10 protein-coding genes and 1 pseudogene are annotated in these 13,126 nt (G+C 70.8%); 9 read left to right on the top strand and 2 right to left on the bottom strand.

Annotation, left to right across the window (positions count from 1 at the left end; translation table 11 throughout):
* Positions 1–68 precede the first annotated feature (68 nt).
* Both gdhA and ACI2K6_RS00440 read right to left on the bottom strand, forming a co-directional pair.
* Entirely contained in the window at positions 69–1,427 is a 1,359-nt protein-coding gene (gene gdhA, locus ACI2K6_RS00435; protein WP_404567706.1) for an NADP-specific glutamate dehydrogenase, read from the bottom strand.
* A gap of 78 nt (positions 1,428–1,505) precedes the next feature.
* On the bottom strand, positions 1,506–4,178 hold the full coding sequence (locus tag ACI2K6_RS00440; protein ID WP_404567707.1) for a phosphoenolpyruvate carboxylase: 2,673 nt from the start codon (positions 4,176–4,178) through the stop codon (positions 1,506–1,508).
* Positions 4,179–4,295: 117 nt separating this feature from the next.
* Between ACI2K6_RS00440 and ACI2K6_RS00445 the strand changes: the two genes are divergently transcribed.
* The 9 genes and pseudogenes from ACI2K6_RS00445 to ACI2K6_RS00485 all read left to right on the top strand — a co-directional run bounded on the left by ACI2K6_RS00445 (position 4,296) and on the right by ACI2K6_RS00485 (position 13,035).
* Positions 4,296–4,955, top strand: coding sequence for a MazG family protein (locus ACI2K6_RS00445; protein WP_114589577.1), 660 nt, complete (start codon positions 4,296–4,298; stop codon positions 4,953–4,955).
* Positions 4,956–4,986: 31 nt separating this feature from the next.
* Positions 4,987–6,243: a histidine--tRNA ligase gene (locus ACI2K6_RS00450; protein WP_404568560.1), complete on the top strand. Its 1,257-nt coding sequence runs from the start codon at positions 4,987–4,989 to the stop codon at positions 6,241–6,243.
* Positions 6,244–6,523: 280 nt separating this feature from the next.
* Positions 6,524–7,063, top strand: a pseudogene (locus ACI2K6_RS00455) (SGNH/GDSL hydrolase family protein); the annotation flags it as partial.
* 96 nt (positions 7,064–7,159) lie between these two features.
* Entirely contained in the window at positions 7,160–7,837 is a 678-nt protein-coding gene (locus tag ACI2K6_RS00460) for an O-methyltransferase (protein ID WP_112618045.1), read from the top strand.
* Between the two features lie 98 nt (positions 7,838–7,935).
* The gene (gene eno, locus ACI2K6_RS00465; protein ID WP_274177992.1) at positions 7,936–9,216 is read left to right on the top strand and encodes a phosphopyruvate hydratase; all 1,281 of its coding nucleotides are present in this window, start codon (positions 7,936–7,938) and stop codon (positions 9,214–9,216) included.
* A 31-nt stretch (positions 9,217–9,247) separates the two neighbouring features.
* Complete coding sequence (locus tag ACI2K6_RS00470) at positions 9,248–9,718, top strand: septum formation initiator family protein (protein WP_240309863.1); 471 nt, start codon at positions 9,248–9,250, stop codon at positions 9,716–9,718.
* 104 nt (positions 9,719–9,822) lie between these two features.
* Positions 9,823–10,293 (top strand): DUF501 domain-containing protein, encoded by a 471-nt coding sequence (locus ACI2K6_RS00475; protein WP_274178046.1) that lies wholly within the window; start codon positions 9,823–9,825, stop codon positions 10,291–10,293.
* The gene (locus tag ACI2K6_RS00480; protein WP_404567710.1) at positions 10,290–11,555 is read left to right on the top strand and encodes a S8 family serine peptidase; all 1,266 of its coding nucleotides are present in this window, start codon (positions 10,290–10,292) and stop codon (positions 11,553–11,555) included. The genes ACI2K6_RS00475 and ACI2K6_RS00480 overlap by 4 nt, the downstream gene beginning before the upstream one ends.
* A gap of 43 nt (positions 11,556–11,598) precedes the next feature.
* On the top strand, positions 11,599–13,035 hold the full coding sequence (locus ACI2K6_RS00485) for an NAD(P)/FAD-dependent oxidoreductase (protein WP_112618016.1): 1,437 nt from the start codon (positions 11,599–11,601) through the stop codon (positions 13,033–13,035).
* Positions 13,036–13,126: the final 91 nt, after the last annotated feature.

A 13,126-nucleotide genomic window follows, 5' to 3' on the forward strand; every position in this document is an offset into this window, starting at 1 on the left:
AGGAGGGGTCGGAAGGCACGGGGTGAAAGCCTAACCCGGCTCGCACCCCGCCCGGCCCCGCGGCAGCGTCAGATGACGCCCTGGGCGAGCATCGCGCGTGCCACGCGCTCGAACCCGGCCGCATTCGCCCCGACGACGTAGTCGCCCGGGTGGCCGTAGCGCTCCGCGGCCGCGAATGCGGCGTCATGGACGTTCTTCATGATCTCGCGGAGCTTGTTCTCGCTGTCGGCGAAGCCCCACCGCTGGCGCGACGCATTCTGGCTCATCTCCAGCGCGGATGTCGCGACACCGCCCGCGTTCGCCGCCTTGCCGGGGCCGAAGAGCACTCCGGCCGCACGGAACGCGTCGACAGCCTCGGGGGTCGAGGGCATGTTGGCTCCCTCGACGACGACCCGGACGCCGCTGTCGACGAGCGCGCGGGCGTCGTCTCCGTCGAGCTCGTTCTGCGTCGCGGACGGGATGGCGACGTCGACCGCGGTGCGCCACGGGCGGCCACCTTCGATGAACGTCGCGCGGGGCCGGTGATCCAGGTACGCCGAAATGCGTCGGCGGTCGATCTCCTTGACCTGCTTGAGCACGGCGAGGTCGATCCCGTCCTCGTCGACGATGGTGCCCGACGAGTCGGATGCCGTGATCGGGGTCGCACCGAGCTGGTACGCCTTCTCGATGGCGTACGTCGCGACGTTGCCCGAACCCGACACCGCGACGCGCTTGCCCTCGAGCGAGTCGCCCGCGACGGCGAGCATCTCCTGCGCGAAGAAGACCGCGCCGTAGCCCGTCGCCTCGGTGCGGACCTCGGCCCCGCCCCACTGCACGCCCTTGCCCGTGAACATGCCCGACTCGTGGCGGTTGGTGATCTTGCGGTACTGCCCGAAGAGGTACCCGATCTCGCGCGCACCGACGCCGATGTCGCCGGCCGGGACGTCGGTGTGCTCGCCGAGGTGGCGGTACAGCTCGTTCATGAACGACTGGCAGAAGCGCATGATCTCGGCATCCGAGCGACCGTGCGGGTCGAAGTCGCTGCCGCCCTTGGCGCCACCGATGCCCTGACCGGTGAGGGCGTTCTTGAAGATCTGCTCGAAGCCGAGGAACTTCACGATCGACAGGTTCACGGTCGGGTGGAAGCGCAGCCCGCCCTTGTACGGTCCGAGCACTGAGGAGAACTGCACGCGATAGCCGCGGTTGACGCGAACGGTGCCGGCGTCGTCGAGCCACGGCACGCGGAACATGATCTGTCGCTCGGGCTCGACCAGACGTTCGAGGACGCCGTCGCGCGCGAGCTCGGGCTGGACCTCCACGACCGGCGCGATCGCCTCGAGCACCTCGTGCACGGCCTGCTGGAACTCGGGCTCGTGCGGATTGCGCTGGAGGACGGTGTCGAAGACCGGCTGAACGGAGGAGGGCAGGGGAGCGTGGTGTTCGGTCATGGTGGAGCTTTCTGGCCGAGCGGGCGGGACCCGATCCACGCTAGCGGGCACGACGGTGCGCGCCCGGCCATATGACGATCACCCGGTGTTCTGGAGGCCCGCCGCGACGCCGTTGACGGTGATGAGCAGCAGGCGCTGCCACTCGGGCGGGGTGGGTGCGTCCTGCTCGGTCGAGCGGAGCACACGCAGCGCCCGCAGCTGCAGGAGCGAGAGGGCGTCGACGTACGGGCTGCGCATCTTCACGGCGCGCTGGAGCACGGGCTTGTTGGCGAGCAGACCGTCGCCTCCCGCGATGCGCACGACCCAGTCGCGGGTGAGCAGCATCTCGTCGACGACGAGCTGTGCGAGATCATCGCGGTCGGCGAGCGCGAGGTGCCGACGAGCCATGCGCGGGTCGGCCTTCGCGAGGCTCATCGCCACGTTGTCGATGACCGTGCGCAGCAGGGGCCACTGCTGGTACGCCTCACGCAACAGCGCTTCGTCCCCGACCGCCTCGAGTGCGGTTCCGAGCCCGAACCAGCCCGCGAGGTTGATACGCGCCTGCGTCCAGGCGAAGACCCACGGGATCGCGCGCAGGTCTTCGAGCGACTCGACGGACAACCCGCGGCGCGCCGGGCGCGAGCCCAGGGCGAGGAGGCCGATCTCCTCCATCGGCGTGACGGCGGCGAACCACGGGGCGAACCCGGGTGCCTTCACGAGGGAGAAGAAGCGCTGGCGCGAGGCGGCATCCATCGTCGCCGCCACGTCGGCATACCGCTCGGCGGCTCGGCTGTTGCGCTCTTCGATCGACGGCGCGGAAGCGAGCAGGATCGCGGCGGCCACCTGATCGATGTGGCGCAGGGCGATGTCGGGGTCGCCGTAGCGGGCGAAGATGACCTCGCCCTGTTCGGTGAGCTTGAAGCGACCGTCGACCGAGTGCGGGGGCTGGGCGAGGATGGCGGAGTTGGCGGGCCCGCCGCCGCGGCCGAGAGCGCCGCCGCGGCCGTGGAACAGAGTGAGCTCGATGCGCTGCTCCTGCGCCCATGCGGCGATGCGTGCCTGCGCCTCGTAGAGGGCGAGGTTGGCTGCGACCGGTCCGACGTCCTTCGACGAGTCGGAGTAGCCGAGCATGACCTCCAGGCGCCGGCCGGTGGCTTCGAGGCGCGCGGCGAACGCCGGGTGGTCGACGATCTCGGCGAGGATTCCGGGAGCTGCCTGCAGATCGGCGAAGGTCTCGAACAGCGGGATGACGTCGAGGACCGGCGGGGTCCCGTCGGGACCGACGGCGTGACGCGCGAGGGCGTGCACGTTCGCGAGGTCGTCCGCCGACTGCGTGAACGACACGATGTAGCGGCCCGCGGCCCGCGGGCCGAAGCGCTTCTGCACCTGCGAGATGGTGCGGAAGACCTCCAGGACCTCGTTCGCGAGATCGCTCAGCTCGCCGCCCGCCTCGCACTCGGCGAGAACCTTGGCGTGGACGGCGGAGTGCTGCCGGACCTCGAGCTCCGCGAGGTGGAAGCCGAAGGTCTCGACGGCCCAGATCAGCTGCTGGAGCGCGCCGAAGGCCTGGCGCTTGGCGCCGGCCTCGTCGAGCGAGCTCTGCACGACACGCAGGTCGGCGAGGAACTCCTCGGGGTCGCTGTAGGCGAGGTCGGCGTTGCGCGCACGGGTGGCGCGGATGCGGCGTGCGAGCAGCATCATGACGCGCTTGTGGTGCTCCCCGGGGGCGCGCTTCACGGCGTCGGCGGCGCCCTCGTCGTCGGACGCGGCGAGGCGATCCCACAGTGCTCGCAGCGCGGGACTCGGGGGCGTCGTGTCTCCCGACATGGTCAATCCGCGGCCGACGCGCTCGGTGCTGCGCTCAAGGCCGAGGAGCACGTGCTCGGCGGCGATGCCGGCGGCCTTCTTCGTGACCGACGCGGTGACGAAGGGGTTCCCGTCACGGTCGCCGCCGACCCATGTACCCAGACGCACGAACGGCGCCACCACCGGGGGACGGCTGCCGGCGACCTCGCCCTGCAGGGCGTCGTCGAGACGACGGTAGACCAGCGGGATCGTCGTGTAGAGGGTGTCGTCGAACACGGCCATGACGGCGCGGACCTCGTCGGTCGGCGTCGGCTTCTCGGCGCGCAGCGGCGACGTGCGCCAGAGCGTGTCGATCTCCTCGAGCATGCGGCGGCGGGCCCGTCGGTGCTCGGCGCCACCGGCAGCGGAGTTCTCGAGCGTCTCGAGCAGGGTCACGAGCCTCCGGATGCTCTGCGAGACCGCGCGGCGACGTGCCTCCGTGGGGTGCGCCGTGAAGACGGGGTGGAAGCGCAGTTCGCGCAGCCGGCGCGCCGCTTCGTCCTCGCCCACCTCGGACGACAGCTGCGCGTATGCGGCGGGGATGGAGTCGCTCGCGCTGTCCTGGTCGGAGATGCCCGCGCGCTCGCGCAGCAGACGGACACGCTGGTGCTCCTCGGCGAGGTTCACGAGGTGGAAGTACACGGTGAAGGCGCGCGCGACTTCGTCCGCACGCGAGACACTGAACGACTCGGCGATCGCCGCCGCGCGCTCGAACGCTTCGGGCGAGTCGTCGGTGTACGCCTGGATCGTGGCGCCTCGCAGGCGCTCGACGTCGTCGAAGAGGCCGGGCGAGCCGCTCTCTCGCAGCACCTGGCCCAGCATCGAGCCGAGCATCCGGACATCGGCGCGCATCGCCTCGGGAATCTCTTGCTCGGCCTCGTATCGGCCGACGAGATCGATGGCCTCGGTTCGGGTCAGCTCGCGCATGCCTCCAAAGTACTGGCACGCGCGACCGCGCTTTGACACGGGCGTCATACACGCGGCGTCGGGCGCCGCTGTGTTACGGCGGGGCTAGCCTGGGACCGCCCCGTACGAAGGAGCCCGATGTCCGATCCGCTGCGTGACGCCGCCGAGACGATGCGCGCCGTGCGCGAGCGATGCGTGTGGACGGCGCAGATCTCTCATCGCGATCTCGTCCCGTACCTGATCGAGGAGTCGGCAGAGGTGGTGGATGCCGTCGAAGCGGGCACCGCGGCTGACCTTCGCGAAGAGCTCGGCGACCTTCTGTGGCAGGTGCTCTTCCACGCTGAGATCGCGTCGCGGTCGGCATCCGACCCGTTCGACATCGACGACGTCGCCCGGGGTCTGACCGAGAAGATGGTGCGGCGGCATCCCCACGTTTTCGGCGACGCGACGGCCGAGACTCCCGAGCAGGTGCTCGTGCTCTGGAACGCCGCGAAGTCGGCCGAGAAGCGCGCGCGCACGAGTGTGCTCGACGGAGTGTCCGCCCACATGCCGACGCTCGCCCTGGCCCAGAAGATGCTCGCCAAGTCGGAATCCGTCCTGTCGGCCGCACCGGCGCCACCCGCGGAACCGCCCGCCGACGAAGCCGGGCTCGGTGACGCGCTGCTCGCGCTCGTCGCTCACGGCCGCGCCCAGGGCTGGGATGCCGAGCGCGCCCTGCGCGAACGACTGCGCACCCTGGGCGCCGACATCCGCGAGGCCGAGGGCACCAGTGGCGCCGCCGCCGACCTGGAAGGATAGGACGGTGCCCACCGTGAACCCGCCGCGCGGCATGCGCGACTTCCTTCCCGCCGACAAAGCCCGCCGCGAGCGCGTTCTCGCCGTCGTCCGCGAGCGCTACCGAGCGCACGGCTTCGACGAGATCGAGACACCCGTCATGGAGGAGTACGGACGTCTGCACGCCGGAATCGGCGGCGACAACGAGAAGCTCGCTTACAACGTGCTCGCGCGCGGACTCGACGCCGACGGCATCCGTGCCGCGGCGGACGACCCTGCCGCGCTCACCGATCTGGGGCTGCGCTACGACCTGACGGTGCCGCTCGCCCGCTTCTACGCCTCGCACCGTGCCGAGCTGCCCACGGTGTTCCGCGCGATCCAGATCGCGCCGGTGTGGCGCGCCGAGAGGCCGCAGAAGGGTCGCTACCGGCAGTTCGTGCAGTGCGACATCGACATCATCGGCGACGCGACCTCGCGAGCGGAGACCGAGCTGATGACGGCGAGCCTCGACGCTCTCGACGCGCTCGGGCTGACCGGTGCGTCGGTGCGCATCAACGACCGGCGCGTGCTCGATGCGATGCTCGCGACGTTCGGGTTCGCCGAGTCCGAGCGCCCGGGAGTGCTCATCACGATCGACAAGCTCGACAAGCTCGGGACGGACGGCGTCGTAGCCGAGCTGCGCGAGCGTGGTGCGACCCCGGCCGCCGCGGACGCGTTCGAGGCGTTCCTTCGCCGCCCGCAGTCGGATGCCGCGGCCTTCGACGCCGACGGCATCCGCTCGCGACTTCCCGAGGGCGTGGGCGACCACGTGATCTCGCACCTCGTCGGCATCGGCGAGGCCGTGCGGTCGGCGCGGGGCGGGTCGACCGAGGTGCCGCTCGTCTTCGACCCGTTCCTCGTGCGGGGCATGGGCTATTACACCGGCACGATCTTCGAGCTGGCGCACCCCTCGGTGTCGTATTCGCTCGGCGGGGGCGGCCGCTACGACGGCATGATCGGCCGGTTCCTCGGCTCGGACGTGCCGGCCGTGGGCTTCTCGCTGGGGTTCGAGCGGCTCGTCGACCTGCTGGGCTCGTCGGCGGGCGATGACCGCACCGGCGTCGTGCTCGTCCACGATCGTGACGTGCCGCTGCCCGAACTCCTCGCCGCGAAGGCACACCTTCTGGCGACCGGTTCGCGGGTGCGGCTCGAGCAGCGCCCGAAGAACCTCAAGGCGCTGCTCGAGCGCGCCGCTGCCGACGGCTATGCCGCCTTCGTCACGCTGCGTGCGGGGGAGGACGTCAGGGGCGTCGAACCGCGCCCTATCGGCTGAGGGACTCCCGACGTCGTTCGCGCGAGCGTCGGACACTCTTCCGCGCCCGTTCACTCGACGGTGTTGTGCTGGCGTCATGACCACACCTGTCGTGCGCATCGCCGCGGCCGTCGGCGGCGCCGTTCTCTCGGCTGGAGCCGTCGCGCTGGCCTCGGGCGTCGTGCTGGCACGGCAGGCCGCGCTCGCGCGAGAGCGAATCGGCAAGCCCCTGGGTGAGCTCGCCCTCGACGCCGACCGGCTGTGGCGCCGCTCCTATGCGGGCGAGCCGGTGCGTCTGGTCATGCTCGGCGACTCGCTCGCCGCGGGCCTCGGGGCCGAGCGTCGGAAAGACACTCTCGGCGGACGGCTCGCGCGCGGACTGGCGAAGCGGGCGCGCCGCCCCGTGCGGCTCCGGACCGGCGCCGTCGTGGGCGCGGAGTCATCGACGCTGCCGGACCAGATCGCAGCCCTCGGCGACGATGCCGCAGCCGATGTCGCGGTGATCGTGGTCGGCGGCAACGACGTCACGCACCGCATCCCCGCCGCTGACGCGGCTCGCAGCCTCGCCGACGCCGTCGAGACGTTGCGCGCTCGGGGGTGTGCGGTCGTGGTGGGCACCTGTCCGGACCTCGGGGCCCTCCGACCGGTCCCGCAGCCGCTGCGGAGCTTCGCATCGCGGGCGTCGCGGGCGCTCGCGGAGGCTCAGGAGACCGCGGCGCGGGCAGCCGGCGCGCGGGTCGTCTCACTCCGCCGCGCTGTGGGACCGGTGTTCGTCGACAATCCGGACGAGATGTTCTCCCTCGACCGATTCCACCCGAGCGCACTCGGGTACCGGCGCACCGCTGACGCGCTGCTCCCGGCGGTCGCCGCCGCCCTCGACGAGGTGATGGCGGAGCGGATGCTGGCGCGCGCGGACGCCGTGCGGTTGGCTGAGAGCATGACGACCGACCCCACTCCCGACAGCTGGCGGCGTACCGACGCGTACCTGACGGCGACTCTCGTGACGCCCGATCCGGATCTGGATGCCGCCCTCACCGATCAACGCGAGGCCGGGCTTCCCGCCATCGAGGTCTCACCGCTCAGTGCCAAGCTCCTGCAGCTGCTCATCCGGATCGGTGGCGTTCGCCGGGTCCTCGAGATCGGCACGCTCGGCGGCTTCTCGACGATCGCGATGGCGCGCGTCCTGCCGGCGGACGGACGGCTGCTGACCATCGAGGCCGAGCCCCGGAACGCGGAGGTCGCCCGAGCGAGCATCGCGCGCGCCGGGGTCGACGACCGCGTCGAGGTGCGCGTCGGACGCGGCGCGGACGTGCTCCCCGACGTCGACGAGGAGTTCGATCTGGTCTTCATCGACGCCGACAAGGAATCCAACACGATCTACCTCGATCACGCCGCGCGGCTGACCCGGCCCGGCGCGATCGTCGTCGTCGACAACGTCGTGCGTGCGGGCCGCGTCAGCGACCCGGCGACGGAGGACGAGCAGGTGGCCGGCACCCGCCGAGGACTCGAGATGCTCGCCCGTGATCCGCGCTTCGAGGCGACCGCGCTGCAGACGCTCGATCTCAAGGGCTGGGACGGGCTCGCGATCGCGCTGCGAGTCGACCCCGCGTCATAGTCCCGGCAGACCCGGTGGCGGCGGCTCCGGTCATCACTAGACTCAGAGTGGACCGACGACGCTCCACGACTCACCCTCCACAAGCAAGGAGTACCCCTGTGGCACTGATCGAGGCTGTAGGCGCACGCGAGATTCTGGATTCGCGTGGCAACCCGACCGTCGAAGTGGAGGTGCTCCTCGACGACGGCATCGTCCAGCGCGCGGCCGTCCCCTCCGGCGCATCCACCGGCGCGTTCGAGGCGTACGAGCTCCGCGACGGCGACAAGAGCCGCTACGGCGGCAAGGGCGTGCTCAAGGCCGTCACCGCCGTCATCGACGAGCTCGGCCCCGCCATCGAGGGCGTCGACGCGAGCGAGCAGCGCATCATCGACGAGATCCTCATCGAGACCGACGGCACCGAGAACAAGTCGCGCACGGGCGCGAACGCCATCCTCGGCGTCTCGCTCGCCGTGGCCAAGGCGGCCGCCGATTCGGCCGACCTGCCGCTGTTCCGCTACCTCGGTGGCCCGAACGCGCACGTCCTACCCGTGCCGCTGTTCAACGTCATCAACGGCGGCGAGCACGCCGACAACGGCATCGACATGCAGGAGTTCTTCCTCGCGCCGATCGGCGCCGAGACCTTCAGCGAGTCGCTGCGCTGGGGTACCGAGGTCTACCACGTCCTCAAGGGCGAGCTGAAGGCCGCCGGCTACGCCACCGGTCTCGGCGACGAGGGCGGCTTCGCGCCCGACCTGCCCAGCAACCGCGAGGGCCTCGAGTTCCTCGTCAAGGCGATCGAGAAGGCCGGTTTCAAGCCCGGCTCCGAGATCGCCCTCGGCCTCGATGTCGCGGCGACCGAGTTCTTCAACGACGGCGTCTACCGCCTCGACAACAAGGACTGGAACGCCGAGCAGCTGACGGACTACTACGTGCAGCTCGTCAACGACTTCCCGATCGTCACGATCGAGGACGCCCTCGCCGAGGACGACTGGGACAACTGGACCGCCCTCACCGAGAAGCTCGGCGACAAGGTGCAGCTGGTCGGCGACGACCTCTTCGTCACCAACCCGGCGCGCCTGGCCGACGGCATCCGCCGCCAGGCCGCCAACTCGCTGCTGGTGAAGGTCAACCAGATCGGCACGCTGTCCGAGACGCTCGACGCGATCGCGGTCGCTCACCGTGCGGGCTACACGACGATGCTCTCGCACCGTTCGGGTGAGACCGAGGACACGACCATCGCCGACCTGTCGGTGGCGGTCAACGCCGGTCAGATCAAGAGCGGCGCGCCCGCGCGATCGGAGCGTGTGGCGAAGTACAATCAGCTTCTGCGCATCGAGGAGGAGCTGGGTGACGCCGCGGAGTTCATCGGCCGCGCTGCGTTCCCGCGATTCCAGGGCTGATCTGCGCTGAAACGTGACGAGAGGGGGAGCCGTGGTCAAGACGACGGCTCCCTCTCCTCGTTCCCGGCGGCGGGTGGACGTCCGCGAGTGGATGGGCGGCATCCGCGTGTCGGGCTTCGCCTTCATCATGCTCGGGCTCGTCGTGCTGGCCGCGTGCGTGCTCGTCCCCTCGGTCAGCACCTACCTCGATCAGCGCGCTCAGATCGCAGCGCTGGAGGAATCGGTCCGTGTCAGCCAGGAAGAGGTCGACGCCCTCTCCGCGGAGCGCGAGCAGTGGCGTGATCCGGCCTTCATCATGACGCAGGCGCGCGAGCGCCTGTACTACGTCCGTCCCGGCGAGGTCGTCTACCTCATCGACGACGATCTGCCGGCATCCGCCCTGCCCGATGATCCGGCCGCTGTCTCGAGCGACGTCGAACGCACCCGCACCGACTGGATGTCGCAGTTCGTGCGCTCGGTCGTGACCAGCGGATCCGCTCGAACGGCAGCCACCGGCCCCTGAGCACCGCTGCCGTGCCGCCCCAGGAGTCGGCCAGCGGCGGACGGTAGCCTGTCAGAGTGACTGCTCCCGCTCTGACGCCCGCGACCGACGCCGACCTCGAGGTCATGCGCGAGCAGCTGGGACGCCCGATGCGCGGCGTGGTCGGGATCGCGGCGCGTTGCGTGTGCGGCAACCCGACGGTCGTGTCGACCGAGCCGCGGCTGCCCGACGGCACGCCGTTCCCGACGTTCTACTACCTGACCCACCCCGGTGCCACCGCCGCGATGTCGGCCCTCGAGGCGACCCACGTCATGCGCGAGCTCTCCGACCTGCTGGCCGACGACTCCGACATCGCCGCGGCCTATCGGAGCGCCCACGAGAAGTACCTCGCCGACCGCGCCGCGTACGGTGAGGTCGAAGAGATCGCGGGGATCTCCGCCGGGGGCATGCCGACGCGCGTCAAGTGCCTGCACGCCGTCGCGGCCCACGCCCTCGCGGCGGGGCCGGGGGTCAACCCCATCGGCGACCTCGCGCTGGAGCGATCCACCTGGTCGCCCGAGCGGTGCACGTGCGCGAACCCCCGGGTGGCCGCGTGACGCGGCGCGTCGGGCGGCTTCTGCGCGCGGCCGTCGTCGGCGTGCTCGTCGTCACCACGACGACGGCCGGTGCGGTGGTGCCTCCGACAGACCCCGCGCGTCAGGCGGAGTACTGGCTCGACGACTACGGCATCCGCACGGCGTGGCAGACCACGCGCGGTGCAGGTACGACGATCGCGGTCATCGACACCGGCATCGGACGCGGACCGGCCGAGTTCGAGGGGGCGGTCACCGCCGGAGCGGACTTCTCGGGCTCGGGCAGCGCCGACGGCCGCACTCCTGTGGGAGGCGACGACCGCGACCACGGCAGCTGGGTCGCCTCGCTCGCGGCATCCCGCGGCACCGGCCCGGACACCGGGATGATCGGCGTGGCTCCCGAGGCGAAGCTGCTGTCGCTCTCGATCGGCTTCGGCGGCAGCTCCGACATCCCGTTCGCCACGCAGGTCGCCGATGCCATGACGTGGGCTGTGGACCACGGGGCCGACGTCATCAACCTCTCGTTCACGACGAACCTGCTCGAATGGGACCCGTCGTGGGACACGGCCTTCCAGTACGCCTACGACCACGACGTCGTGGTCGTCGTGGCCGCGGGCAACCGGGGGACCGGAACCGACCGCGTCGGAGCGCCGGCGACGATTCCGGGTGTGCTCACGGTGGGCGGCGTCGACCGAGGCGGGCTCGCGAGCCAGGAGGCCTCGACGCAGGGCATCACGATCGGCATCTCCGCGCCGAGCGAGGGGCTGCTCGGGGTTTCCGCCGACGGACGCATCGTCGTATGGGACGGCACGAGTGGCGCAGCCCCCATCGTCGCGGGCGTCGCGGCCCTGGTGCGCTCGGCGCACCCCGGGCTCGACGCGAACAACGTCATCAACCGCATCATCAAGACCGCGCGCGCGGTGCCCGGCGTCTCGGCGAAGCCCGACCCGCTCTACGGCTACGGACTGTTGGATGCCGCTGCCGCGGTGAACACCGCCGTTCCGGCGGTTTCGGAGAACCCGATGGGTGATCTCGCCGAGTGGGTGCGCATCTACCGTCGGGCAGAGCAAGCGCCGGCGCCGCAACCCTCGACATCGCCGGTCGCGCTTCCGGAGCTCCCGGCCGCGGATCCGCCGTCCGAGGCTGGTTCGCCGCTGCTGCCGAGCCTGAACACGCTCCTGTACGGGACCGTCCCGCTCGTGGGTGTGACCATCGCCGCTATACTGGTGGCGCTCGGCGTCACTGCTGCTGTCCGGCGCATCCGATCGGCCCGCGCGTCGCGCTAGCCGAGCCCCCGATCAAGGAGTTCTTCCGAACGTGTCCACATCTGTGCCCCAGATCCTCGTCGTCGGTGGCGGCTACGCCGGCTTCTACACTGCGTGGAAGCTCGAGAAGCACCTCCGCAAGGGTGAGGCCGAGGTCACCATCGTCGACCCGCTGCCGTACATGACCTACCAGCCGTTCCTCCCCGAGGTCGCGGCCGGTGAGATCGAAGGCCGCCACGTCGTCGTCGGCCTCCGTCGTCATCTCAAGCGCACGAACGTCGTCAACGCGAAGGTCACCAAGATCGACCACGCGAACAAGGTCGCCACGATCACCCCCGCTCAGGGCGAGCCGTGGGAGCACCGTTACGACCAGATCGTCGTGACCGCGGGTGCTGTCTCGCGCACGTTCCCGATCCCGGGCATTGCGGACAACGCGATCGGCCTGAAGACGGTCGAAGAGGCCATGGCCATCCGCGACCGCATCCTCACGAACTTCGACCGCGCGGCGAACCTGCCGGCCGGTCCCGAGCGCGACCGCCTGCTGACCGTCGTCGTGGTCGGCGGCGGCTTCGCGGGCATCGAGGTGTTCGCCGAGCTGCGCGCGATGGCGTCGTCGCTCCTCAAGAGCTACCCCCAGCTCCGTTTCGAGGACACGCACTTCCACCTCATCGAGGCGATGGGCCGCATCATGCCCGAGGTCTCCCTCGAGACCAGCCAGTGGGTCCTCAAGGACCTCGCGAAGAAGGGTGCCAACGTGCACCTCGACACGCAGGTGCAGGGCGCCGAGGGCGGCAACGTCGCGCTGTCGACGGGTGAGGTCATTCCCACCGACGTCATCATCTGGACCGCCGGCGTCATGGCGAACCCGACGGTCGTCCGCGGCAGCGACCTGCCCGTCGAGGAGCGCGGCCGCATCCGCACGCGCGCCGACCTGCGCGTCGGGACGCCCGAGGAGATCGTCGAGGGCGCCTGGGCTGCCGGTGACATCTCGGCCGTTCCCGACCTCACCGGCGGCGGCGTGGGCGGGTACTGCGTGCCCAACGCGCAGCACGCCGTACGCCAGGCAAAGCTGCTCGCGAAGAACCTCGTCGCGGTTCTCCGCGGTGAGACGCCTCGCGAGTACTTCCACAAGAACCTCGGCGCAGTCGCCGGTCTCGGCCTCGGCAACGGTGTCTTCCAGTCCGGCAAGATCGCGATCAAGGGCTTCTTCGCCTGGGTCGCGCACCGCGGCTACCACGGCCTCGCGATGCCGTCTTGGGAGCGCAAGTGGCGCGTCGTCGGCGACTGGTGGATGAACTTCTGGCTCGGCCGCGACAACGTCGCGCTCCAGGGCACGCTCACCCCGCGCGCCGCGTTCGAGGAGTTCGCCGCGCGTCCGCGTCCCGCTCAGCCGGCCGCGGAGAACCCGCAGCCGCCGATCGACCCGAAGAGCGTCGCGAAGGACGAGGGCGCCGCAGCGGTCGCTCCCGCCGAGAAGGACAACAAGGTCGACGCGAACTGATTTCGCCCGTCACGACGAGGCCCCCCGCACCGCACGGTGACGGGGGCCTCGTCGTTTCTGCGCAGTGCGCTCAGTTGGCAGGTTGCGCCGC

Origin of the sequence: Microbacterium sp. NPDC006705 (assembly GCF_044903545.1) — a bacterium.
GTDB lineage: Bacteria > Actinomycetota > Actinomycetes > Actinomycetales > Microbacteriaceae > Microbacterium > Microbacterium plantarum.